At 47.7% G+C, this 24,729-nt stretch carries 25 protein-coding genes; 14 read left to right on the top strand and 11 right to left on the bottom strand.

Translation table 11 applies throughout. The features are described from left to right. The first annotated feature begins 160 nt into the window (after positions 1 to 160). Complete coding sequence (locus J7E78_RS19915; protein WP_215077874.1) at positions 161 to 2,122, top strand: anaerobic ribonucleoside triphosphate reductase; 1,962 nt, start codon at positions 161 to 163, stop codon at positions 2,120 to 2,122. Next, positions 2,119 to 2,622 (top strand): anaerobic ribonucleoside-triphosphate reductase activating protein, encoded by a 504-nt coding sequence (nrdG, locus tag J7E78_RS19920; protein WP_215077875.1) that lies wholly within the window; start codon positions 2,119 to 2,121, stop codon positions 2,620 to 2,622. Before J7E78_RS19915 ends, nrdG begins: the two co-directional genes overlap by 4 nt. A 9-nt stretch (positions 2,623 to 2,631) precedes the next feature. Here nrdG and J7E78_RS19925 read toward each other — a convergent pair whose 3' ends face one another. Then, positions 2,632 to 3,078 (bottom strand): DoxX family protein, encoded by a 447-nt coding sequence (locus J7E78_RS19925; RefSeq protein ID WP_215077876.1) that lies wholly within the window; start codon positions 3,076 to 3,078, stop codon positions 2,632 to 2,634. A gap of 44 nt (positions 3,079 to 3,122) precedes the next feature. Then, positions 3,123 to 3,725 (bottom strand): TetR/AcrR family transcriptional regulator, encoded by a 603-nt coding sequence (locus J7E78_RS19930; RefSeq protein WP_215077877.1) that lies wholly within the window; start codon positions 3,723 to 3,725, stop codon positions 3,123 to 3,125. A 283-nt stretch (positions 3,726 to 4,008) separates the two neighbouring features. Between J7E78_RS19930 and J7E78_RS19935 the strand changes: the two genes are divergently transcribed. Then, entirely contained in the window at positions 4,009 to 4,848 is an 840-nt protein-coding gene (locus J7E78_RS19935; protein ID WP_036612816.1) for a methyl-accepting chemotaxis protein, read from the top strand. Between the two features lie 96 nt (positions 4,849 to 4,944). Here the strand turns inward: J7E78_RS19935 and J7E78_RS19940 are convergent, their stop codons facing one another. Beyond that, positions 4,945 to 7,767, bottom strand: a complete 2,823-nt coding sequence (locus J7E78_RS19940) for a glycoside hydrolase family 3 C-terminal domain-containing protein (RefSeq protein ID WP_215077878.1) — start codon at positions 7,765 to 7,767, stop codon at positions 4,945 to 4,947. Between the two features lie 368 nt (positions 7,768 to 8,135). On the opposite strand from J7E78_RS19940, the gene J7E78_RS19945 reads away from it, so the two are divergent. The 5 genes from J7E78_RS19945 (at position 8,136) to J7E78_RS19965 (ending at position 12,584) form a co-directional block, all read left to right on the top strand. Then, complete coding sequence (locus J7E78_RS19945) at positions 8,136 to 9,680, top strand: FAD-dependent oxidoreductase (RefSeq protein WP_215077879.1); 1,545 nt, start codon at positions 8,136 to 8,138, stop codon at positions 9,678 to 9,680. Between the two features lie 296 nt (positions 9,681 to 9,976). Then, positions 9,977 to 10,306, top strand: a complete 330-nt coding sequence (locus J7E78_RS19950; RefSeq protein WP_036667851.1) for a PadR family transcriptional regulator — start codon at positions 9,977 to 9,979, stop codon at positions 10,304 to 10,306. Beyond that, the gene (locus J7E78_RS19955) at positions 10,299 to 10,892 is read left to right on the top strand and encodes an HAAS signaling domain-containing protein (RefSeq protein ID WP_215077880.1); all 594 of its coding nucleotides are present in this window, start codon (positions 10,299 to 10,301) and stop codon (positions 10,890 to 10,892) included. Before J7E78_RS19950 ends, J7E78_RS19955 begins: the two co-directional genes overlap by 8 nt. After that, complete coding sequence (locus J7E78_RS19960) at positions 10,889 to 11,788, top strand: DUF4097 family beta strand repeat-containing protein (protein WP_215077881.1); 900 nt, start codon at positions 10,889 to 10,891, stop codon at positions 11,786 to 11,788. Before J7E78_RS19955 ends, J7E78_RS19960 begins: the two co-directional genes overlap by 4 nt. Positions 11,789 to 11,864: 76 nt before the next feature. Continuing rightward, positions 11,865 to 12,584, top strand: coding sequence for a 3-ketoacyl-ACP reductase (locus J7E78_RS19965; RefSeq protein ID WP_215077882.1), 720 nt, complete (start codon positions 11,865 to 11,867; stop codon positions 12,582 to 12,584). Positions 12,585 to 12,887: 303 nt separating this feature from the next. On the opposite strand, the gene J7E78_RS19970 is transcribed toward J7E78_RS19965, so the two are convergent. Beyond that, a complete protein-coding gene (locus tag J7E78_RS19970) occupies positions 12,888 to 13,127 on the bottom strand; it encodes a cupin domain-containing protein (RefSeq protein ID WP_215077883.1) in 240 nt (79 codons plus the stop codon). Positions 13,128 to 13,407: 280 nt separating this feature from the next. Between J7E78_RS19970 and J7E78_RS19975 the strand changes: the two genes are divergently transcribed. The 3 genes from J7E78_RS19975 (at position 13,408) to J7E78_RS19985 (ending at position 15,469) form a co-directional block, all read left to right on the top strand. Further along, on the top strand, positions 13,408 to 13,563 hold the full coding sequence (locus J7E78_RS19975; protein ID WP_215077894.1) for an SMI1/KNR4 family protein: 156 nt from the start codon (positions 13,408 to 13,410) through the stop codon (positions 13,561 to 13,563). Between the two features lie 143 nt (positions 13,564 to 13,706). Next, positions 13,707 to 14,708, top strand: a complete 1,002-nt coding sequence (locus tag J7E78_RS19980; protein ID WP_215077884.1) for a cation diffusion facilitator family transporter — start codon at positions 13,707 to 13,709, stop codon at positions 14,706 to 14,708. A gap of 260 nt (positions 14,709 to 14,968) precedes the next feature. After that, positions 14,969 to 15,469, top strand: a complete 501-nt coding sequence (locus J7E78_RS19985; RefSeq protein ID WP_017691802.1) for a hypothetical protein — start codon at positions 14,969 to 14,971, stop codon at positions 15,467 to 15,469. 310 nt (positions 15,470 to 15,779) lie between these two features. Here the strand turns inward: J7E78_RS19985 and J7E78_RS19990 are convergent, their stop codons facing one another. From J7E78_RS19990 to J7E78_RS20005, 4 genes are read right to left on the bottom strand one after another with little or no spacing between them, the layout of a single operon-like run. Then, entirely contained in the window at positions 15,780 to 16,853 is a 1,074-nt protein-coding gene (locus J7E78_RS19990) for an ABC transporter substrate-binding protein (protein ID WP_215077885.1), read from the bottom strand. Continuing rightward, entirely contained in the window at positions 16,850 to 17,659 is an 810-nt protein-coding gene (locus J7E78_RS19995; RefSeq protein ID WP_215077886.1) for an ABC transporter permease, read from the bottom strand. The genes J7E78_RS19990 and J7E78_RS19995 overlap by 4 nt, the downstream gene beginning before the upstream one ends. After that, complete coding sequence (locus J7E78_RS20000) at positions 17,634 to 18,467, bottom strand: ABC transporter permease (RefSeq protein WP_017691799.1); 834 nt, start codon at positions 18,465 to 18,467, stop codon at positions 17,634 to 17,636. The genes J7E78_RS19995 and J7E78_RS20000 overlap by 26 nt, the downstream gene beginning before the upstream one ends. Next, positions 18,457 to 19,566, bottom strand: coding sequence for an ABC transporter ATP-binding protein (locus tag J7E78_RS20005; RefSeq protein WP_215077887.1), 1,110 nt, complete (start codon positions 19,564 to 19,566; stop codon positions 18,457 to 18,459). Before J7E78_RS20005 ends, J7E78_RS20000 begins: the two co-directional genes overlap by 11 nt. A gap of 256 nt (positions 19,567 to 19,822) precedes the next feature. On the opposite strand from J7E78_RS20005, the gene J7E78_RS20010 reads away from it, so the two are divergent. Together J7E78_RS20010 and J7E78_RS20015 are read left to right on the top strand one after the other, a co-directional pair. Next, the gene (locus tag J7E78_RS20010) at positions 19,823 to 20,494 is read left to right on the top strand and encodes an MFS transporter (RefSeq protein ID WP_215077888.1); all 672 of its coding nucleotides are present in this window, start codon (positions 19,823 to 19,825) and stop codon (positions 20,492 to 20,494) included. Then, positions 20,478 to 21,110, top strand: a complete 633-nt coding sequence (locus J7E78_RS20015; RefSeq protein WP_215077889.1) for an MFS transporter — start codon at positions 20,478 to 20,480, stop codon at positions 21,108 to 21,110. The genes J7E78_RS20010 and J7E78_RS20015 overlap by 17 nt, the downstream gene beginning before the upstream one ends. 305 nt (positions 21,111 to 21,415) lie before the next feature. Here J7E78_RS20015 and J7E78_RS20020 read toward each other — a convergent pair whose 3' ends face one another. The 3 genes from J7E78_RS20020 to J7E78_RS20030 all read right to left on the bottom strand — a co-directional run bounded on the left by J7E78_RS20020 (position 21,416) and on the right by J7E78_RS20030 (position 23,857). Continuing rightward, positions 21,416 to 21,883, bottom strand: a complete 468-nt coding sequence (locus J7E78_RS20020; protein ID WP_215077890.1) for an NUDIX hydrolase — start codon at positions 21,881 to 21,883, stop codon at positions 21,416 to 21,418. A gap of 155 nt (positions 21,884 to 22,038) precedes the next feature. Continuing rightward, positions 22,039 to 23,250 carry a nitric oxide synthase oxygenase gene (locus tag J7E78_RS20025; protein WP_215077891.1) on the bottom strand — a complete coding sequence of 404 codons (1,212 nt, stop codon included), beginning with the start codon at positions 23,248 to 23,250 and terminating at the stop codon, positions 22,039 to 22,041. A gap of 127 nt (positions 23,251 to 23,377) precedes the next feature. Next, complete coding sequence (locus J7E78_RS20030) at positions 23,378 to 23,857, bottom strand: Dps family protein (RefSeq protein WP_215077892.1); 480 nt, start codon at positions 23,855 to 23,857, stop codon at positions 23,378 to 23,380. Between the two features lie 360 nt (positions 23,858 to 24,217). Between J7E78_RS20030 and J7E78_RS20035 the strand changes: the two genes are divergently transcribed. Next, positions 24,218 to 24,568, top strand: coding sequence for a cupin (locus J7E78_RS20035; protein WP_215077893.1), 351 nt, complete (start codon positions 24,218 to 24,220; stop codon positions 24,566 to 24,568). Positions 24,569 to 24,729 lie beyond the last annotated feature (161 nt).

Below are 24,729 nucleotides of genomic sequence, written 5' to 3' on the forward strand. Positions count from 1 at the left end.
TAAAAAATGAAGTCCAAGCTCTGTTCCCGTCACCGGTCATTACAGCAAAATCTGGTTCTGAACCAATATTCCTCCATTAAGCCAAGATGTCGAAGTTGTAAATCTACGAATGGACGAGAAAACAGGCGAAAACATTACTTTATAGTGGGAGGAACTTTACATGAACATGCTTGAGTATGCCACTCCACCGGCATCCGATCTATTATCCGACCTGGGAAGACGAATTATTGGCGCAGAAGACGCCGATACGCTGAGGGAAAATGCGAATCTGAACGGGGACTCCTTCAGCGGTAAGATGAGCAGGCTCGGTTCGGAGACAGCCAAGTGGCATGCTCTGCGTCATGTGTTGCCGGAAGAGCTTGCCCAAGCTGTGGAGAATGGGGATCTGTATGTACACGATCTGGATCAGTATGCACTTGGAACGACCAACTGTATCTTTATCCCGTTTGACCGTCTCCTTGCTGCGGGTTTCAATACAGGCAACGGATCGGTTCGCACACCTCAGACGATCATGTCTGCAATGGCCCTGGTTGCGATCATCTTCCAATCCCAGCAGAACAGTCAATATGGCGGTGTATCGGCCAATAAAATTGACTGGGATCTGGCTCCTTATGTACAGCGATCGTTCCGCAAACATTATCGCAAAGGGCAACGGCTCTTTGGTGAAAATGTTCTGATCGGGGATGAACAGCTTCATCTGGATAGCATCGAAGCCAAGAATCAATGTCCGCGCGCATATGCCTTCGCCTATGAAGAGACTGAATTGGAGACAGGACAAGCTGCTGAATCACTGATTCATAACCTGAATACGATGAGCAGCCGGGCAGGTGGTCAGATTCCATTCACTTCACTGAACTATGGATTATGTACATCAGCAGAAGGTCGGTTGGTATCACGCTCGTTGCTTGAAGCAACCATTCGTGGCCTGGGCAACGGGGAGACCCCCGTGTTCCCTCAACATATTTTCCAATGTAAACAGGGAATCAATCAGGCTCAAGGAGAGCCGAACTATGATTTGTTCAGGCTCGCAGTCACCTGTTCATCCCGGCGGATGTATCCCAACTTTGTCAATGTGGATGCCTCCTTCAATCTGCCCTTCTATCATCCGGAAGATCCGGATACGATCATCGCAACGATGGGATGCCGTACACGTACACTGGCTGATCGGTTTGGACGCAATCGTCAAAGTGGTAAAGGTAATCTGTCCTTCAACACCATTAACCTCGTGAAGCTCGGCATCCGGTTTGGCATTTGCCAAGGTGCCAGAGCTGTCGCTGACCGGGCCGGATTCTATACTGCTTTGGAGTCGGTTATGCATAATGCCGATTCCGGTCTGCTGCACCGCTACCGAATTCAGACAGCACAGCCTGCCAAGGCATCGGACTTCATGATGCGAGAGGGTGTATGGGAAGGTGGAGAACAGCTTGGCCCGAACGAGCCTGTTGCCGATCTATTAAAGCATGGAACATTATCTCTTGGTTTTATCGGTCTCGCAGAATGTATGACAGCTCTCTATGGGCGCCATCATGGGCAGGATCCTCATGTACATCGCGAAGCGCTCAACATTATTCGGACCATGAGAGAGTTCTGTGACCGGATGAGCGAGCACCATAACTTGAATATCACCCTGTTTGCCACACCTGCTGAAGGGTTGTCCGGCAAATTCACGAAGATTGACAGAGAGCAATACGGCATCATTGCTGGGGTTAATGATCGTGAGTACTATACGAATTCATTCCATATCCCGGTCTATCATACCCTTCCAGCTTATCGGAAGATTGAACTGGAGGCCCCGTTCCACACGTTATGTAACGCGGGTGCAATCTCCTATGTGGAGCTTGACGGAAACGTCCGCGCCAACACCGCAGCTTTCCAGCGGATCGTGCAATATGCTCTGGCGCAGGATATCGGTTATTTCTCCATTAATCATCCGATTGATCGCTGCCCTGCATGTGGTTATGAAGGCGTCATTGGGGATGTATGCCCAGGCTGTGAAGCCCACGAGAACCATGTACACTTCCAGCGGTTACGCCGCGTAACGGGTTATCTGACCGGAGATTACAAAGTACGCTTCAATGCTGCGAAGCAGGCCGAAGTGCGAGATCGGGTGAAGCACCAGTGAATCTATATGGTTACATCCCGGAATCGGTGAATGAAGGGACAGGCCTGCGTGCCGTGTTGTTCATCAGCGGATGTCGTCACGCCTGTCCGGGCTGCTTCAGTCCGGATTCATGGAGCTTTCGAGCGGGTGAGCCCTTTACAGAGGAGCGGCAGCAGCAGATTCTGCATGAAGTGACAACCCATCCGTTGCTGGATGGCGTTACGTTGTGTGGTGGTGATCCCTTTTTCTCGGCAGCAGAATGTACATCTTGGGTCCAGCAGCTCCGCGCTGCACGTCCTGATCTGACGGTATGGGCCTACACAGGATTCGAATATGAAGAGCTGGTCACCGACCCTGCAAGAGCAGAGCTTGCCCGGTTGTGCGACGTCATTATCGACGGGCGATATGTTGAAGCAGAACGTGATGTCTCCCTGCCCTTCCGCGGCAGTCGGAATCAACGTTTGATTGATGTGCCTGGCACGATGGCAAGTCACACCATTGTGACGCACAAGCTCATATGAGGCAATATATTACCCAAACCATGGCGAAGCGAGTACAACCGCTGTAATGAACAACAATTGAAGCATCAGACGTGGGAAAACAGGCCACACAGCCTTGCCGCCTATTGTTAACTTCTCACGGGCCGCATGGACATTAGCCGGGAACATAACAATCAGCATGAGTAGCAACCCTGCAGCGGCAATCCATGCAACACCAGGAATAAGTAAACCAATTGCGCCTGCGATCTCCAGGATTCCAGTCCACGTGACGATTTTTTCCTTGTGAACTAATCCACGAGGAACCATCTGAACCAAATCGGCTCTGCGTTTGCCCCAATGTGCGGATGCGGTCAATAAAAACATGACAACGACCGCACCTTGCAACGCAGGATGCCAATGATTAAACATCTGAACTCCAAGCCAGCCAGTCCCCCGAAGTATAATAAAAGTTGTGCATAATGCAATAAGTGGTGCCATTTTCTTGTCCTCCTTTATCATGTTTACTTTAGAAAAGATTCGGTTCAGTCTTGTTGCTTAAGCATGGCAGACATGAAGTTAGCTATATCTGAAGAGTTCAAGTGTGACCTTCCGCTTGTATGCATTGAGGTGCGTACCCGTAGCCCCATGGATAGCAGTACAAAAAGTTCACCCATCTGCTGTGCATTAATCGAGCTGTCTATCACACCATGTTTTATTCCCAAGTCAATCCACTGCATCGAATAGCTGACCGACCTATCGTGAAATTGCTGAAGTGCTTCGGACACCTGAGGTTCGTCCTCTTTGCCCAGCAAATAGAGCAAGACCTTGTTGGTTATTGATCCCTGCTCCTCCAGACCGACTAAATTCGCAGCGATCATCTGCATCGGACCTTCAAACGTCTTGATATCGGCTTCTGCAATGGTAGACAAAACGGCAGAGTGCACCGTCTCCAGATGCTCCATAAGAACCCAGATGAAAATTTCGTCCTTGCTTCTTACATAATGAAAAATAGCCCCTTTGGACAATCCCGAGCGCTCCATAATCTCTTTTAAGGTAATTGCATGGCAAGCTTTCTCGTGGAGCAGTTCCTTGGTAGCTCCCAGCAACTGAGCCGTTGTATGGTTCCGTCTGTCCTCATTCTTCAAGTTGTTCCCCCCTTTGTTTATTTCACTACTCATTATAAATAGTATACAAACCGACCATCGGTTTGTAAATAAAAAAAGAATTATGCAAGCTCTAATTGGCTCTCGGACGACGCTTCCCGCATAATGGAGCATTCGTAGGAGATTTGTTCTAAAGAAATAAGTTTTATCCATTCTCTCTATTTTCTTCTCTATTGCATGATGATATATAATATAGGTAGTTAGTAATTTAGTATTTAAAATTTAACCGTTTACATAAGGTGACCAGGGAGGAATCATCTTTTATATGGATATTGTTCAAGCATTAATTACATGTATGCCTTTCTTTCGAGATACGATTCGTCAGGATGTAACCCTCTCCGTTATTGATCATGAGAAATTTCTATATTTCTCAGCAGGGGAATCGTTAAAGCAACTGAATTATCAACCCGGCGACCCTCTATTGGATGGAAATCGAAATTTTGCTGATCTTAACGGCGGTACAGTCAAACGATTCGATCACTACCCTAAAGATTTATTCGGTGTTCCGTTTGACGTGGCTTTTATTCCCATTAAAAATGAGAAAGGTGAAGTCATCGCCCTGTTTAACCTGCTCTACAGTATGGATGACCAGGATCAGCTGCAACAGCTCATGGATGCAACCGAAAATCTGACCAACCAGTTAATTGACAGTGTACAGCATGTAGCCGCGCACTCCGAGGAACTCAGTGCCACAACCGAAGAGATCCGGAACAACTCCAAACAAGCCGTACAGAAATCAGGCAATGTAACTCAGGTCGCCAGCTTCATTCGTGAAATCTCCGAACAAACCAATCTGCTCGGCTTGAATGCAGCCATTGAAGCTGCTCGTGTAGGTGAAGCAGGTGCAGGTTTCGGCGTTGTTGCCAAAGAAATTCGTAAACTGTCTGTCGATACCAAGGAAGCAACGGCCCGTATTGAAGATTCTCTTCTCTCGGTCCGGCAATCCATTCAAGGCATGGAGAATGAACTGGGTGAGATCACTGCAAGCTCCCAAGAGCAGGCTGAACTCGTAAACAATTTTATGAGCACAATTGAGCAGCTGAATGAAACCAACAAACAATTGAAGCAATTTGTGCAAAAAATGATTACGTTTGACGGAAAATAAAAATATGTTTAATGGACAATACAAGCACGGTTTTATAACAAACAACAAACAAAAGCCTCCGAATGCATTCGGAGGCTTTTTCATGAGCTATTTGACTTAACGAATCTCGAAGTGACTGATGCGTACACCTGCGGACAGCACAATGTATACATCCTGCGTACCTGCTGCACCCGTAAGTTCCGCCTTCACGGTAGACCACTGCTGGGCCTCACCTTGTGGCAGATCCACACATCCTGCGAGCGTACCGTCCGGTGAACCGAGTCGAACTTCCAACACAGCACCTGCTTGTTCTGCGGATACACGCGCTTCAATTGCTGCTGCCCCACTACCCAGATCGGCATCCTTGAAAGCAATCCATCCTTGCTCTCCAACTACACGGACAGCAGTTCCGCCCTCTTTGCTCTCATCCAGGTCAACACCCAGGTATGCATCATAATTCTCGGCACGAGTAGCCACACCCAGATTACGAGCAGGGATTGTCTCTCCTTCTACCGTCAGGTCTGCAACCAGCTGAACATCGGAGGATGACTTGGCAACCATAATAGAGTAAGTTCCACTTTCCACGACATACCGATCACGAGTTACATCCCAGATTGCCAGTTCCTGAACAGGCAAGGTGAAGCTGACTTTCACTGTAGCTCCCGCTTCGATATGAAGACGACGGAATCCTTTTAACGTTTTGAGTGGACGTTTGACACGGGATTTGCCTGCACGAACGTACAACTGTACAACCTCGTCACTGGCAATTGAACCTGTATTGGTTACATCTACAGTTACCGTAACGTTGCCCTCTGTACCCACTTGAGCTGGGCTAAGTTCCAAATTGCTGTATTTAAATGTTGCATACGTCAGACCATGTCCAAACGGATACAATACATTACCTTCAAAATATTGATATGTCCGACCGGACTGAATGATATCGTAATCCTTGATGTCGGTCAGTTGATCTGCTGATTGTACCCATGTCATGTTCAAACGGCCGGCCGGCGCATAGTCGCCATATAATACGTCAGCTACTGCGTTACCCAGTTCCTGTCCTGCGTGTGAAGTATACAATACCGCCGGGATGTGCTCCTGAACCCAATTGGATGTGAATGGATAACTGCCCACAATAACCACAACCGTATTCGGGTTTGCGGCATAGACCGCTTCAACCAGACGTTGCTGAGATTCAGCCAGATCCAGACTTGGACGGTCAATCTCTTCTTTACCATTGATAAGTGGATTGTTACCAACAAAGACAATTGCCGTTTCTGCAGCCTTGGCAGCTGCTACCGCCTCTTCAAGTCCATTCACAACCACATTCTGCTTGAATGTCTCTGTGGCACCAAAGGTCTTCAGTTCTTCGGACACTGCAAATGCATCGTTTCCGCCATTAGGTGCAGTCACCGTTTTGCCATTCCATGTAGTCAGACCTACACTTCCATCCTGTTGTGGCAACAAGTGGAATACTTCCTTCACGAACCAGCCGTACACTTCATCAGCGGAAGCCGTTACGGTCTCTTCATCTGTGGTCAGATATTTGCCGTTGCTTTCTGCCTGCAAGGTATAACTTCCGAAGCCCCAGTCGGAAACCATAAACGTCTCCGCTTCTCCCGAAGCAATAACAGGTGATTTCTCACCATCGGCCAGTCCAATCTTCTTCCCATTGGCTACGGAAGTTAACGTAACACGATCATTACCATCCTTGAACGCCACCTTGTCACTGCCGACTTTGCCACGGATTGCTTCAAGCGAGGAGATGTTATACGGCATGGTGCCTGCATACCAGTCACGATAGACCGTTCCGCCCAGTTGACCAATCACAGCCACTTTACCTGCCTTGGTTTTGTCCAGCGGCAGTGTGCCTTTGTCGTTTTTGAGCAATACCACTTGTTCTCTAGCTGCTCTGAGCGACAGTTCTTTTGCTTTTTCCGTCATCATGGACTCTTCACCAATAGCAGCGTACGGGTTGCCCTCTTCCGGATCGAACTCACCCAGACGGAAACGCACACGGAACGTATTAAACAACGCTTTGTCGATGTCATCCATCGTCAGTGTACCTTGTTCCAATCCTTCACGCAGTGCCTGTTTAGACAGCTCAGCATCATCGGTGATGCTATCAATTCCTGCCTTCACGGATTCTACCGTACCTGGTGTGTGGGAATCATAGTATTTATGATCGTTCTTGATGCCCATCACATCGCCTGCGTCACTAACAATGAAGCCATCCATGCCCCATTCGCCTTTGACAATCTCGTTTACAAAAGGATGCAACAACGCTGGCGTACCGTTAATGGAGTTGTACGCCGTCATCATGGACTGTGCGCCGCCTTCTTTAAATGGCTTCTCGAACGCCTTCAGATAATATTCACGCATGTTACGTGGATCAATGCTGGACGAACCGCTTCCACGATCCACTTCGTTATTATTCGCAAGAAAATGCTTCAAAGTAGCGACCGCTTTGTAGTACTTCGGATGGTCGCCTTGAATTCCTTGGACCAATGCTGTCGTCAGCTCGGCTGTCAGTTCCGGATCTTCACCATACGCCTCTTCATTCCGTCCCCAGCGCGGGTCACGTTCCATATCTACTGTAGGTGCCCACAGCGTCAGACCGTTCACTGCCGGATTGCGTTTATAAAATACACGTGCCTCGTCTCCGAGCACGGAGCCAATCTCCTTCATCAGATCCGCATCCCATGTGCAGGCCAGCCCCACCGGTTGTGGGAAGGATGTTGCTTCTCCAAGCCAGGCCAGACCGTGTGCCGCTTCTGTTCCGTGTTTGTATGCAGGCACACCCAAGCGTTCTACTGCTGGCTGATATTGCAGCATGGACTCGATTTTCTCATCTTCAGTCAAGCGGGATACAAGGTCCTTCACACGGGTGTCTAGCGCTAGTGCTGTATCTTGAAACGGATATTTCGTTTGGTTGGTCGTCATATGGAATCTCCTTTGGTTATCGGTAGTTGATTATAATGATAGCGGATACATTTATTAGAAAAAAAGGATACAAATTCGGTTGATTTCTTTCTTCCAAGAGATGGATTAATCCTTTTAGAACAAGCATTTACAGCTGTGGAACTCTATCTCCTTTTCAAAATCTAAAACGATTTCGGTAATCCTATCATATAGCATGTATAACAAAAAAAACAGAGGTTCTGCCCAGGAAATTGTGAACATCCCCTCTGCAAAATCTGAACAACACCGTTTTTTCCTGGCATAGTCTGGCAATCATGAATAAGAGTACAACGAGGTGCGCTGAACGACAACCGCATCAACCGATTGAAGATGATCAAGGAGGAAGACAAATGAGCGATAATCAGCAGCCCAAAACGGGTCTGCCCCCCGTCCCGGAATCAGTGTGGCGTGCGACGCATGAATTCGATGCCTATCCAAAACTGACCGAAGATATCACCGCGGATGTAGCAATTATTGGTGCCGGTATTGCAGGGATTACCACCGCTTATCTGCTGGCACAGACGGGTATGCGTGTGGTCGTGCTAGAGGCTGGAAAAGTGTTGGATGGCACGACCGGTCATACCACTGCCAAGGTATCTGCACAGCATGGCGTCATATTCGATGAAATTTTGCATCACTTCGGACAAGAACAGGCTCGGATGTACTATGAAGGCAATGCAGATGCCGCTAAGTGGATGCGCAATCTGGTGAAGGAAAAACAGATTGCTTGCCAGTGGGCAGAGGAAGATGCCTACGTCTACATTCAATCGGAGGAAAACATCAAAAAACTGGAGATCGAGCTGACCGCCTACGGCAAACTCAATATCCCTGGTGAGTGGGTAGACCCACTCCCTATTCCAGTTCCCGCAAGGGCAGGTATTCGCATGCCGGGTCAGGCACGCTTTGATCCGCTGGCCTACCTGCACTACTTGCTCGATTCCGCTGTGAAACAAGGGGTGCGTATCTATGAGCACACCACCGTAACCGATGTGGAGGAGGATGCTTCCCTGCATGTCAGAACTTATGGAGACGGTCCATCCGTAACAGCAGAACATATCGTCGTGGCTTCTCATTTTCCGGTGTATGACCCCGGATTTTATTTTACACGATTACACGCCGAACGATCCTACGCTGTTTTAGTCGAACCGGAGAAACCCTATGTGGGCGGCATGTACATCTCGGACGATACACCGTACCGATCTCTACGTACTGTCCTTCATGATGGAAAAGAACTCATTCTCTTCGGGGGAGAAAATCACAAAACCGGACAAGGCATCTGCACCTTCGGTCATTATGAACGCCTGGAGCAGTTTGCAGCGGAGACATTTGGCATTCGCAACATTCCTTTTCGCTGGTCAGCCCAGGATCTGATCTCCATTGACAAGGTGCCTTACATTGGACCGATTACCGGAAGACATGAACGTGTCTATGTGGCGACCGGGTTTGCCAAATGGGGGATGACGACTGGCACGATGGCTGGACACCTTCTCGCCGATCGCATCACTGGACGTGACAACCCTCATGCTGCCATATTCGATCCGGCAAGATTCAAAGCTGATCCTGGCATGAAGCACTTTATTGTAGAAAATGTGAATGTAGCCAAAGAATTAATCTCCGGTAAAGTAGGTATCGTGCACAAAAAGGTTAGCGATATTGGTGAAGACGAAGGAGCCGTCGTTCGTCATAACGGCAAACGTGCTGGCGCCTATAAGGACACCAGTGGCAAGCTGTTTCTGGTGGATACCACCTGCACCCATCTGGGGTGCGAAGTCGAATGGAACGAGGGAGAGCGTTCATGGGATTGCCCCTGCCATGGTTCCCGCTTCGATTATGCAGGCCATGTCATTGAAGGCCCTGCTGTGGAAGACCTTAAAGTTCTGGATGCACAAGAATAACCGACATTTAGCGATTAACCTGTAAACCAAAGTAACAAAAGTTCATCTCACAGACCGGATCGGAATCCGCCTCCAGACGGAAGTAACCGATCCGGTTTTTGCATATGCTGAATTATAGCTAAACAGACAGCTTCAGCTAAGCGTCAGTATTAATCGAACTTATTATCGATAAATCGTAATACGGAACTATTTTAAAATCACTACCTTGCATTAAACAGTACTGGATGCTATGATGACTTCACCACTACTGAACAATATACACTAGCGATAACTGAAGCTACTAAGGAGGAACCTGTGTGAATGTGAACATCCAGTTCAAAAAAGGAGTATTGGAGCTGTGCGTCCTGGTATTAATTAACCGCCAGGATCGGTATGGCTACGAACTGGCTCAGGCGGTCTCCAAACATATCGAAGTTGCTGAAGGTGCACTGTATCCCTTGCTTCGCCGGCTAGTAAATGACGGTTACTGCACCACCTACCTGCAAGAATCAAGTGAAGGACCGCCGCGCAAGTATTACCGACTGTCCGATACAGGTCGCGACTACATGACGGCACTGACTACGGAGTGGAATGAATTTGTGCGCAATGTCGCAAATCTGATTGAGGAAGGAATCCCTAATGAATAGACAACAATTTATGAAAGCCATGGAAATTCATCTGCGGCCGATGGACCCATTCGAACGGGCCGAATTGCTCGCAGACTATGATCAACATTTCGAGCTTGGACTACGAGAAGGCAGACTGGAAGAAGAGATCGCTCGGGAACTCGGACAGCCGGAAGAAATCGCCAAGGAAGCACTCGGTGATCGGTATGACATTCATACACCGGGTTCAGATGCGTTCTATGCACCAACGTATCAAGAAATGCGATCACCTAGAAACAGCACCAGAGCCACTCGCAATTTTTTCACAGCCATCGGCCTGTTATTCCTGAATCTGATTCTTGGCATTCCTCTTGGTCTCATGATGTGGTCGGTATGGCTTGTTATTGCCAGCCTTTCCTTGCTGGTATTGGCTCCTGTGGCAGCAGTTGTGGATTTCATATTCCTGGGCCAACTCGATAAACTGGAAATTTTCGTTGCGATTGGCGCTTTCGGTGTCGGCATTTTGTTTGCTATCGCATCGAAGTATGTCTTTAGAGCCTTCAAAATCGTCACTCTTCAATATATTAGATGGAATAAAAACACGATGAAAGGAGATGTTTCCGCATGAGCACCAAAAAATGGCTTGCGCTTGCCGTGATATGTATCGGAATAGGTTTACTTGGGACATCCATCTATGGCGTTCAGTTCGGGGATGAACGGGAGCATTATTCTAAACGATGGGATTTCAAAGCAGATGAATTGCAGAACATTATTATAAATGCTAATTTCAGTGCAGATATTGAATTTGTTGTAAGCCCGGATTCGAATGGTTATATTGAAGTGGATGGTAAATGGGACCCTGCCGTAGTCAAAAGCTTCGAACAAGCCACGTTATCCAACGGCACATTCCAACTGTCTCAGACAGAACGTGAACGATTGCAATTTTTCAACCTGTATTGGAATGATCAAGACTCCACAATAACGGTTGCCTTGCCTGAAGGACACCAATTAAATGAGGTTAAGCTGGACTCCTCTTCAAGTGACTGGGATCTGACAGATCTAAATGCCAATCAGCTTGAGCTGAATAACACCTCAGGTTCCATACGTCTGGAAAACATCAAGGCGCCCAATATTGAATTGGTTCTAACTTCTGGTGACATTAACGCTTCCATGATTGATGGAGACATGACCGTGAAACAGACATCCGGAAGTTTTACTGCTGATCAGGTAGTTGGTCAAGTAAACAGTAAGATTAAATCGGGAGATATTGAGATCACTGAATTAAACGGCGCAGCCGATGTTCAATTCACTTCGGGTAGCATTCATATTGAACAGTCCCATTCCGCCCCGATTAATGCGTCTGGAACATCAGGAGATATTTTCATTCAAGCTGCACCTGATTTTGACGGAATTTATGACGCTAAGGCTACTTCCGGAAGTGTAGATATACCTGAATCCCCAATGGTGAGCCGGGAATTAATCAAAGCTCGTACCTCTTCCGGGAGCATCGAGATTACCAAATAGTGATGAAGCAAATTTCCGAACTGTGGGTAATATAGTATAATCAGATGCCAGTCCAATTCTAAGGAGGAATTACCACATGGAACTTAAAAATAAAACAGCTATCATCACAGGTGCCGGTAAAGGTATCGGCCGGGCGATCGCTGAAGCTCTTGCCAAAGAAGGAGTGCACCTCGGCCTTATTGCACGTACCGCTTCCGATCTTCAGGCTCTGCAACAGTCTCTGAGTCAAGAATACGGTGTGAAAGTAACCAGTGCTGTAGCAGATATCTCGGATCGCACGCAGGCGGAAGCCGCTGTAGCAGCCATCGAGATGGAACTCGGTGCGGTGGATATCCTTATCAATAATGCGGGGATCGGAAAGTTCGGGACGTTCATGGAGATGGAGCCGGAAGAGTGGGAGCGCATCCTGCATGTTAACGTTATGGGTACATATTACGTTACACGCGCTGTCCTTCCGAGCATGATCAAGGAAAGTAGCGGCAGCATTATCAATATTGCTTCCACTGCAGGTGAACGCGGATTCGCTACAGGTTCGGCATACTGTGCATCCAAGTTTGCGCTACTCGGCATGACCGAATCTCTGATGCATGAAGTGCGCAAGTCCAACATTCGCGTGACCGCACTGACACCAAGTACAGTCAATACGGAGCTTGCGACTAATGCCGGACTGAAAATTGGGGACGAAGATCGCATGATGCAAGCGGAAGATGTAGCTGAACTTGCACTTGCAACGCTCAAGCTGTCCGACCGTGTCTTCGTTAAAGCAGCAGGCATCTGGACGACTAATCCACAATAGATAGGTGCTGCTGACCTTTCTAACAAATTTCTCGCACCTTATTGTACTCTTTTGCAGGAAATGAGAAACGTAACGAATCTCGATATCTGCTTAAATTCATCTAATAGGGGCTCGCTCAGTTCGTTAGAAATATAAAAAAGGACGTTTCCCATTGTACATGTATGCAGGTTCGCATGTTCATGACTTGGGAGCCGTCCTTTTTGTATTCTACAAATGATCCAGACCCAATTCTTTGGACACCGCAATGAGCACCACCGCAGGCTCTTCACCGATATTGGTCACTTCATGGGGCTCGATCGCATTTCAGGTAAACGAATCACCCACTTCAAGAACTCCCACATCTTCGCATTGCTCTGCCCAAATCTTGCCCTGCAACACCAGATGGCTCTCCTCCCCGGCATGTTTGCTAACCCCGGTCGAAGCACCTGGAGGCAATTCTACAATGGACATGCGCATTGCACCTTTGGCTGTAAGCTGCTGCACTTTGATCTGTCCGCTTCCTGCTGTCGTCTCCTTGCGCTCGTTCTTGCGTACCACATTCATTCGTTGCAACAACCGCCTTTGAATAATGAGACCATTGTAGTATGTAAGCAAGGACTCCGGTTTCTTGAGTGCTTTTCCGGATTATAACTATAATATGAGGTGAAATGAGGCACAGTTTACTCGCATATCACTCACCATATTATCTGAATAGCTCATACGGAGGGAATTGGATGCCAAAAAAGCGTATATATGACTTGATGGAAGAACTGGATATGTTGCTGGAGGAGAAGGTACAGGATGAGGAAAACCGGGAGCTCTTGGAGGCGGGTCCTTGTATCTGATGTTCGACTTTAATCCGACAGAGCAAGGAACAGTTGGACAGATTATTATGTATGTGCATGATCCTGATTTTGTATATTATGTCGCTGGGACGTTTACGGAACTGTTGGAACAATCCAACCGGAATTTACGTGCCTTGGAGGTCATTGAGTACTGAAACACACATGATGATATGACCTTTTTTTCATAATGCTAGGATATGTCAAGGCGGTTATAATAACATTTAGTGGAAATACACATGCTGTATAGATAAACTGCCTTTTCTACACCTAATACATTGATCTGGGAGGAACAACCGAAGTGGCTGAACAACCAAAGTCTGAGAGCTTTATGTCTCTCGTCAAAAAGGGGAACACCTCCTCCGCCGTAGCGATGGCAGGTAATGCTGTTCTTGCTGTGTGCAAAGGGGGAGCCTTCCTATTCAGTGGCAGTGGCGCCATGTTTGCTTCGGCGATGCATTCGCTCGCCGATGCCATTAACCAAGGGTTTGTCTTTGTCGGAAGTGTGTTATCTGAGAAAAAACCTACACGCCGCTTCCCGACCGGATTTGGACGGGTCATCAATATTTTCTGCATGATCGCTGTTATTGTTGTTACCATTATGGCTTATGAAACGATCCATGAAGGCATCCATCTGTTGCAGCATCCTGTTGGTCATACCGGCGGTCTCTGGATTAACATCGGTGTGCTCGTCCTGAACATTCTGATTGACGGGGCCATTCTGATCAAAGCCATGAAGGAAATTCTCAAAGAAGCACGCGCACCCAAAGCCGCCGGATTTGCCTTGGTCCCTGCTGCCATCAAAAACGTAGGCCGTGCTGCGCCGCCAACACGGCTCGTATTCTACGAAGATGTCGTGGCTGTACTCGGTGCCCTGCTGGCGCTGATCTCTGTCGTAGTCATTGCCTTGACCAATTTTGCATTGCTTGACGGCATTGTGACAACGATTATTGGATGTCTGATGATCGCTGTAGCCTTCCGTGTTGGTTATGATAATATGATCGGATTGATCGGTGTAGCGGCTCCGCAGGATATTGAGGACAAAGTTTCCCAAACCATTCTCGCAGACACGCACGTTGCCGATATTCAGTTGATGCGTATCATTCAGGAAGGCCGTTATTATCATGTCGAAGGTCTGATTGAGTTGACCAAAGGACTCAGCCTTGCCGATGCGGATGACATCAAGTTCCGTATTCAAGAGAAGTTAATGACAGATCCCGACATCGCGGACGCAGCCATCTCCATTATTGAGGATGACGGCGTGAACAGCTGGGGCAAGAAACATTCGGATGTGGTGAAATAACGAGTTGATCTTTTTATAAAAAGAATGACTGAACCCACTCTTCAACAGAGTGGGTTTTCAGCATGTTCAACTATACACTCATTCACACTGCAAGAAGTATCGTTTATACAATTGCCTACCTAGACTTTGGTCTAGGTTCACTTTAACTCCAAAGACGGAGGATAGACTTTTCCAGTTCATGGTATGCTGTGAATAACGAAAGTAATTGCTCTACATACAACCGTTCGGTAATTGATCTTGTATTGAGAAGGAGAGATATTATGGCTAAACGTACGATCCTTGCGCCTGTTCTCATTTTGCTGGGGGTGTACCTGATTCTGAACCAGGGAGGTTCACTCGGTCCGGGTACGATCTTTGCGACCTTCTGGCCCACGTTATTCGTGATTCCACTCGGACTGTTCTTCCACTGGCTCTACTTCTCCATGATTGGCAGAGGGGTTGGACTGCTGGTACCCGGTGGATTGTTGCTCACGGTTGGTATTGTCTGTCAGATCGCGATGCTGTTTAACAACTGGGGTACGATGTGGCCGGGCTTCATTCTGGCTGTAGCTGTTGGTTTGTTTGAATTATACTGGTTCGGTGGGCGGAACAAATGGTTGCTGATCCCCATCAACATTCTTACGGTTATCTCGCTGCTGTTCTTCGCTGTGATGTCGATTGGCACGATGCTGAGCAGCTTGAGCTTTATCCAACCGTTCGTGGCGATTGTGCTGATTATGGGTGGGGCGTGGATCATGGTGGGTCGCAAAAAGCGCATGTAACCCTTTATTCGTTTCCACTTGATCACTGCGGTGACAGAACAACTTCGGATCGCTGTTATCCCCGGATTTTTTTGAATCCCATCTGAAATGGGAAATCCGGTGATAAAGGCGAACGCTCCGCTTCCTTCGTTTGTTCTGCCCGCTCCGTTAACGTGTGATCTTAAATGTTCATCTTATATGGCACTTCAAGCGCTATTGCTCAGAAGCGGGTAATAAAAAAAGGGATGCTGCTCGTCATTCATTGAAATGACGAGCAGCATCCCTTTTTGTTTTTTCATAATCTAACGAACTGTGCGCACGTTATTGGCGGTTATTTACTATGCATTTTAAACTCCAGGAACAGGTCGTTGTAATGCGAGAGCATTTTTTTGCCCAGATTGTTGTAGACCTCCAGCTTGCCTGTCAGTGTCTCGTCTGGATAGAAGCGTTCATCCTCGGAGATGTCCTCTGGCAGCAGCTTAAGTGCCTCGGCGTTTGGTGTGGAATACCCGACATACTCCGCATTGCGAGCGGCATGGTCCGGGTCCAGCATGAAGTTGATAAACTGGTGTGCCCCTTCAATATTACTCGCCGTCTTCGGAATAACCATGTTATCGAACCAGAGGTTGGAGCCTTCTTCCGACACCATGTAATCCAGCTTGTCGTTCTCATCCATAATCTCCGATGCATCCCCGGACCATACAAGTCCAACTGCCGCTTCCTCGTTCGCAAGCAACATCTTGATCTCATCGCCGACAATTGCTCTGACGTTAGGTGTCAGGGTAGACAGCTTCTTCAGCGCTTCCTGCAGATGGTCTTCGTTGGTATCGTTCAGAGAATACCCGAGGCTGTTCAATCCCATACCCATGACTTCGCGTGCGCCATCAAGGAGCAGGATTTGATTTTTCAAACGCGGGTCCCACAGGTCATTCCAGCTATCAAACGTCAACCCATCCACAAGCTCAGGATTGTACACAACCCCCACTGTTCCCCAGAAATAAGGGATCGAGTACTTGTTGCCTTCGTCAAAGGACAAGTCCATGAAACGTGGATCTATGTTGTCCAGATGAGTTAGTTTGCTATGATCGAGTGGAACGAGCAGGTCTTCTTCTTTCATTTTGCTAATCGCATATTCAGAAGGAATCGCCACATCAAACGTAGTACCGCCCTGCTCAATCTTGGTCAGCATCGCTTCATTGGAGTCAAACGTCTGATAGATAACCTTAATGCCTGTCTCATCCTCAAATTCCTTGAGCAGATCCGGGTCGATATAATCGCCCCAGTTATAGATGGTCAGCGTGTTACCGCCCGAGTACCCCTGACTCTTGTTCAGATACGAAGCCAGGATCATCAGGGCAAAGGCGGCCACAAAAACAAGCGCAAATGTCCGTACCAGTTGCTTCATGGACGCAGCCCCTTTCCTCCGGGAGGTATCCGTGTTGCACGGCGGTTAATGAAGTAATATCCGACCACCAGCAGCACCGTGAGCAGGAATAACAGGGTAGACAAAGCATTGATGGACAATGAGACACCCTGCCTTGCTCTGGAGTATATCTCTACCGAGAGTGTGGAGTATCCATTACCCGTGACAAAGAATGTTACCGCAAAATCATCGAGTGAGTACGTCAACGCCATGAAGAATCCGGCAAAAATACCCGGTTTCACGTATGGCAGCACCACACGCGTCAGAATCTGCCATGAACCAGCGCCCAAGTCGCGTGCCGCATCCATCAGTGTTGGGCTCATCTCCTGCAGCTTTGGCAGTACCATGATCACAACGATCGGTACACTGAATGCGATATGAGACAGCAGGACCGAAGTAAAGCCCAGTTTGATACCAATCATGGTGAACAGAATCAGGAAGGACGCACCAATGATGACATCCGGACTAACGATCAGCACGTTATTGAGTGACAGCAACGTATTCCTGGTTCGTTTGCGACGCACATGGTAGATCGCCAGTGCTCCTGCTACACCAAGGATCGTTGAGATCGCCGATGACAGGAGCGCAATGATAAATGTATTCAGCACAATGATGAGCAGCCGAGTATCGGCGAACACCTCTCTGTACCATTCAAGCGTGAACCCTTCGAAGCTGCGCATGTGACCGCCACTATTGAAGGAGTAGAAGATCAGATACGCAATCGGTGCGTACAATATGGCGAATACAACGGCCAGATAGACGTTAGACAGCTTTCCGTTTCTTCCCATTACGCACCTCCTTCTTGCCTGATCCAGTCAGGAACATAATAATCGCCATCGCAATAATCAAAAAGACGGCAATCGTTGAACCCATCCCCCAGTCCTGGGTGACGAGAAAATGCTGTTCAATCGCTGTTCCCAGCGTAATTACACGGTTCCCCGCAATAAGGCGGGTAATCATGAACAGAGACAGCGCAGGAATAAATACAGCCTGACAGCCTGATTTTACCCCGCTAATCGTCAGCGGAAAGATAACCCGGCGGAAGGTCAGCCACGATGAAGCCCCCAGATCCCGCGCTGCGTAGATCAATGATGGATTCATCTCTTCCAGCGCATTGAAGATCGGCAGGATCATGAATGGAATGAAGATGTACACCGAGACAAAGATAAAACTGAAGTCGGTGAACAAAATCTGCTGTGTACCAATACCCACGACTTCAAGCAGGGAGTTGGTCAGACCGTACGTTCCGAACAAGCCGATGAAGGCATACGCTTTTAGCAAAAGATTGATCCAGCTTGGCAGAATGATCAACAGCAACCACAGCTGTTTGTGCTTCGTCCGGGTTAGCATATACGCCGTCGGGTAGGAGATCAGCAGTGAGAACGCCGTAATCAAAAATGCATACCAGAACGAACTGAGCGTCATCTGCAAGTACACCGGCGTAAAGAACCGGGCGTAGTTGCCAAACGTGAAGTTACCTTCGACATCGAAGAATGAATAATAGATGACCAGCAGAACCGGCGCCACAACAAACAACACCATCCATAATACATATGGAATCAGATACGCATTGCGTGTGCTGGCCTTAGTCTGCATGAGCGGCCTCTTGGTAGGCTTCGAGTCGTTTGTCGAACTCTTCTTCGGTCTCGTTAAAGCGCATGACGTGTACAGCTTCCGGGTCAAAATACAGTCCAATCCGTGCGCCTACAACGGCTTTCTTCGTTGAATGAACAAGCCACTCATTGCCCGCATCGTCGTAGGTGGATATCTCGTAATGCACTCCGCGGAATAACTGGGAGTCCACATTAACCTTCAGCTTGCCTTGGTCTTCGGTTGTAATCTCCAGATCCTCTGGGCGAATGACAATCTCTACCGGCTCGTCCCGCTGGAGACCCTGATCGACACACTCGTGCTGTGCGCCAGCAAATTCCACCACAAAGTCCTGCTTCATTTTACCCGATACAATATTCGATTCCCCGATAAAGTCTGCCACAAAGCGGTTAATTGGCTCATCATAGATATCATTCGGTGTACCGCTCTGTTGAATCACGCCACCATTCAGGACAAAGATCTCGTCGGACATCGCCAAGGCCTCTTCCTGATCATGTGTAACAAAGATAAACGTAATACCCAGTCGCTGTTGCAACTCACGCAGCTCATACTGCATTTCGGTCCGCAGCTTCAAATCGAGTGCCGAGAGCGGCTCGTCCAGCAGCAGAATTTCGGGTTCGTTCACAATCGCGCGTGCAATCGCCACACGTTGTCGTTGTCCACCGGACATTTCGCCAATTTCCCGGTTTTCATAACCGGACAGATTGACGAATTTGAGGGCTTCCAACACTTTGCTGTGAATTTCAGCCGTTTTCATCTTTTTGATCCGCAAACCAAAAGCTACGTTCTCAAATACATTCAAATGTGGAAATAACGCGTAATCCTGAAATACGGTATTCACTTGCCGCTGGTGGGCAGGCACTCGGTTGATAAGCGCACCGTTAAAATAAATGCTGCCCTGTGTCGGCTCCGCAAAGCCGGCAATCAGCCGCAATATCGTCGTTTTCCCGCACCCTGACGGACCAAGAAGCGTATAAAATTTACCCCGCTCAATCTCAAAGCTGACTGCCTTCAATACGGCTTCATCCTGATCGTATTGCTGAGTCACCGCTTCGAAGCGGATAATCGGTTGTTGTTCTGACATGCCTCACATCGCCCCCTTATACTTGAGGTACCTCTTAAGTCTGTACACTTTTCGTTCATGCATCCTTATAGATAACCCATCTATTATATATGATTCAGGTATATCCGCAATGATTTTGATGTAAACGCCACGTGTCATTTCTTCTTATTCTCAAAAATCCTGCATACATTACGGGTAATGTCGATAATACGTACCCATATGGAATAAATGAGGGATTTTTAGGATTCCATTTTATGTGTGAGAGGAGTCTTGGCTCTTGGATATTCGACGTAACCTGCCTTTGCTGATGACCATTTGTTTCCTAAGTCAGATGGGCGGATTCATGATCCTGCCCCTGTTTCCTTTGTTTATTGAGGAATTCGGCCTGTCTGGCTGGATGATGGGGGTTATTTTTGCGCTTTTTTATGTCGGGAAAGTAATTGGGGGCGTTCCTGCAGCGGCACTCTATCGGAAGCTCGGGGGCAAAAAGGCGCTCATCCTCATGCTGATCCTGCTCGCTGTCTGTATGGGTGGCTTTGCTCTGTCTTCTGCCGGGGTGGTATTCGGCCTGCTCCGGCTGCTACAAGGACTCGCTTCCACCGGGCTTACCGTGGTCGTACGTTCCATAATTGGCGATGGGGGGAATGTAGAGAACCGCGGACTGTACAATGGATATATCAGCAGCAGTGAGGGTGGCGGTATGGTGCTCGGTCCTGTACTAAGCGGCTGGCTCGCGCTGCACTGGCCCTTGTCGGTGCCTTTTCTGCTTGTTACGGTATGTTGTCTGATGGCTGTGATCGCTGCGATGGGGATGAAGACGACGGCACAAGCTAGAGCTACCCATGAATCGGGGGATATGTTGAACGCCCCTTTAATTAGAAGATTCTTCGGCTGTCGTAAAGCAAGAACCTCTGGACAACTCAGCACACCCGGTGCTTCACACGGATGACTCCCCTCCTCTACCTTCAACAATATCTGGCCCATCTACAGGGCTTACCCGGCGTCAGCAGCTTCTCGGCTTCGGTACGGTACATTTTCTGGAGATGAGCGCCTATGCGGTGTTTCTCACCTACTTCGCACTGTATGCAGCTCACATCATGCATTGGGACCCGTTTGCAACCAGTCTCGCCTTCACCGTCTCCGGGATTTCTACGCTTGCCGCTGCTCCCTTTGTCGGTTATCTCTCTGACCGGATGGGCGATCGTCTGTTGCTTTGCATGCTCGGCATGTTCCTGATTGGAATCGAAGTTGTTGTATTTCTGAGCACGTCCTCCCATCCATGGGTCTACGTTGGCATGCTGATTGGCGGGGTTGGCGGTGCATGTTACATGGATTCGTTCTTTGCTCATATTGGTGATCATATCCTGGATGAGAGTCGAAGCTCTGTCATAGGCAAAATTGTCTCTGCGGCCGAGATCGGCTCCATCGTATCTCCACTGGTTGCAGCGCTACTTATGGAGGTTGGCTCGCTGTACTCCGTGTTTGTATTCAATCTGGTGCTGATTGCAGCAGCGATTGCCGTTCAGGCCGCAATGCGCAGTCGGTACAAGACAAGGCGGGTGTAAATGCAAAAAGGAGATGTCCCACAAGTCATGAATATGATAGAGGACATCCCTTTATTGGCATATTTTTTCTAACAAACTGCACAAGTGTTATTCGCTTCAATTTTCACAGGGCTGTATTTTAACGAATCACAGAAGTACTATTTCCCCGAAAGTTGCTCCTTCATCGGTTTCAGGCAAATTATTGACGATATAACGTCACTGAGGTTCGTTAAATTAACAATTTCATAATAATCCGCCCTATAAGACGCACTCAGTTCGTTAGCTTTACAACTCGCGAGATAACCATTTCGGTGGCAACTTCTCGATTATATTTTTCCCAATAATGTTGCTATGTGTACTGCATTTTCTTGGATTTTTCTTTTTAAGTAAGGGTCGGTCCTTTCAGGCAATTCCGTTGGTTTGAAAAATTCTACTTCAAGAACTTCAACCCCATCTGGCTTCAGTTCTCCCTCATACTCCGTGCAAATATAACCAATGACCACATTGTAGTATTCATGCCCATTTCTTAATTTCGTGTATAACTCTTTTCCTGAGAAGACGCCATACAGATGAAGTTTCTTGATCTCTATCCCAATCTCTTCTCTGACCTCTCTTATTGCAGACTCTTCCACCGATTCTCCAAGCTCCATATTTCCACCCGGTACTCCCCACGTATCATCCAGATGTCGAACCAATAGAATCTCACCTGTCTTGTTCAAGATCAATATACTCGGTCTCACCAAAATAACAGGAGCATTACCAACCATTCCTCGCAACGTTTCAATGTAACCCATGGATTGTCCCCTCCCCTATGTGAAGTCAAAGTCTTGGCTTCATTATAGGTGTGTTATATATTTCCATATAGAGAAAAAATCTTTTCATTTTTTTCCTATTTTAAAGCCCTTCGTTTGATACAAAAGGATCGCAAAAAATAACCCGCCTGCACAATTTAATGTGCAAACGGGCATTTCATTGGTGCTTCTCCGGCCTGTGGCTGGGGATGCTCTACCTGTGCATTCTGCTGCTCGCTGCTTCGTGGCTCTGCAGCAGATGCCACGCCATCTTGCAGCGTATACGCCTGATCCTGATGGAAAAAGTTCGGCTTCACAATCTCATTGCGATAAGAGCTGTGGAAAATATGCGTTGTCGCCGGGGACACTGGCGGAATCAGCCACACCCAATCCCCGGTCAGTTCTCGTCCGGCCTTCTCTTCCCGCTGCTCAAACATAGCAAATTGCGATGCCGCCGTGTGGTGATCCACAATGCTCACGCCTGCTTTTTTGAACGAATGCAGCACAGCCACATTCAGCTCTACCAACGCACGGTCCTTCCACAATGTCGTATCACTCGACGTATTCAAACCAAGCGCTGCCGCCACCGCAGGCAGCTTGTTATACCGGAACGTGTCCGCCAGATTACGGGCGCCAATCTCGGTACCCATATACCAACCATTGAACGGCGCTGCCGGGTAAGATATGCCACCAATCTCCAGACGCATATCAGCAATCATGGGTACACCGTACCAGCGCATGCCAAGCTCCGCAATCTCCGCTCGCTCCGGGTGTTCAATAAGTACTTCCACAATCTCTTCTTCAGGCACAACATACCACTCTGGTGCTTGTCCTTGTGCCTGAATAATGAGCGGTAACACATCATAGGGGCTACCTGCCCCCTGCCAGCCAAGGGACATCGCCGCCTTGGTCAGTTCCACGGAAGCAGGATCTCCAATAATGCCTTGCTCTGTCTCATATCCTGCATAACGAATGAGCTGATGATTCCAGAGCCGTACCGGAGTTCCATTCGGCCCATCCGGCGGAAGAATGGTAATCATCGGGATTACTTTGCCACGGTTGGATGCCACATGGATATGATTCATCACAGCATCCGCTGCCGTTCCTGCCGTATCTGCATGACGGGCGTCCACGATTCGCAATTTATCCCAGAACAGCCGCCCAATACAGCGGTTGCTGTTCCGCCATGCCATTTTACAACCCTGCTCCAATTCCTCTGTGGTATGCACATAGGTACCCGTTACTTCAATCTCGCCCATAACGACAGCAAGCCGGGCCTGCGCGTCTTCACACGAATAGCCCAGCTCTTCATAACATGTATATATAAACCGTTCAGCTTCTTCCTGCAATTGTTCCAGGTCTGACCGCATTGTTCATTCCACCATTCTGTACATCTTGGATGCCATCATTATACGGCAAGCGCACTGGATTTGTAAGCGAACGGACACTTTGTTCACGGACTCTACATATCGTTGTCAGGATGAAGGGTAACCTTGCTTATTTGCCCAGAAATGCGTTTAACATCCAGAGCTCTTTATCCAGCGCAGAAGTGAAGCCAATCAGCATATCTTCCGTTGCGTTATCTTCTGCTTCTCCCGCTTCGTGAATGCCTTGATGAGTCACTTCCACCATCGTACGCAGATCAGCAACCACCGACTCTACCATACGCTCAGCAGACAACTGGCCTTGTGCCTCTTCAATGGGAGACAGGCGCAACTGTTCAGCCATTGTAGCCACCGGACGTCCACCAATAGCAAGTAAACGTTCTGCAACTTCGTCCATATTTGCCGTAGCCAAGTTGTACAGCTCTTCGAATTTGGCATGCAATGTGAAGAAATGTGGTCCTTGGACATACCAGTGGAAGTTATGCAGTTTCGTGTAAAGTACGGACCAACCTGCGATCTGACGGTTCAAAACCTCTTGAAGTGCTGTGGCATTGTTAGCAAAAGTGTTGTTTCTAGTTTGGATTGTGCTCATGGAATTTATCCCCTCTCGAATATAAAAATAGAATTTGAATTTTATAATGGATTACTTTGTTTCGCTTCTTTTAATTTAGACTTAATCTAAATCTTGTTTTAATTATAACACCGCATATACTGTTTGGGAAGGCTTTTGTATTATCTTGAAAATGAAGATTCCATGAAGCCCGGCTTCATAGAAACGTTGGCACAGACAATTAACAAAGTGATGAATGTAAGCAAATTGTTCCTAAAAGATTGGAGCTATGATAGACTCATCTGATTGGATTATCCATAAATTAGTGAAATAGGATGATACCCATCATAAAGATAGTTACCATTATAGGAAGTTAACTTAGTCACTATTGCGGAGGTAAACATGAGGATATTTCAATTTAAACAAGAGTCAGGGAAAAAGATTACCAAATTTGATTCTAATTTCGTAATGTCACGTATTACGCAGACCAACAAAGCAGCTCATATCGGATGTATGCATTTAGCTGAAGGTGGAGTAGTAGGTTATCACCAAGCTGTGGTTCCTCAACTCCTTTTGATCGTAAGCGGAGAGGGCTGGGTAAGAGGTGAAGCAAATGAATACATCAAAGTGCATTGTGGCGAGGCCATACTCTGGGATAAAGATGAATGGCACGAAACCAAAACAGAAGCTGGACTCATGGCAATTGTAATTGAAAGCGAAGAGTTAGACACCTCATTAATGATGCCTTTATAGAAGGTATAATATAAAAAAGCAGACCTGCACCTAAGACTGATATGCTCCCCTCATAGTAGACAGTAGAAAAAAACAAAACTTCTACGTCTATTATGAGGGGAGTTTTCTCATGTCTAAAAGAAGTCCCATTTCTTTAGAAATCAAATTACACACCGTACAGC

The sequence above is a fragment of the Paenibacillus polymyxa genome (assembly GCF_018614975.1).
Lineage (GTDB): Bacteria > Bacillota > Bacilli > Paenibacillales > Paenibacillaceae > Paenibacillus > Paenibacillus polymyxa_E.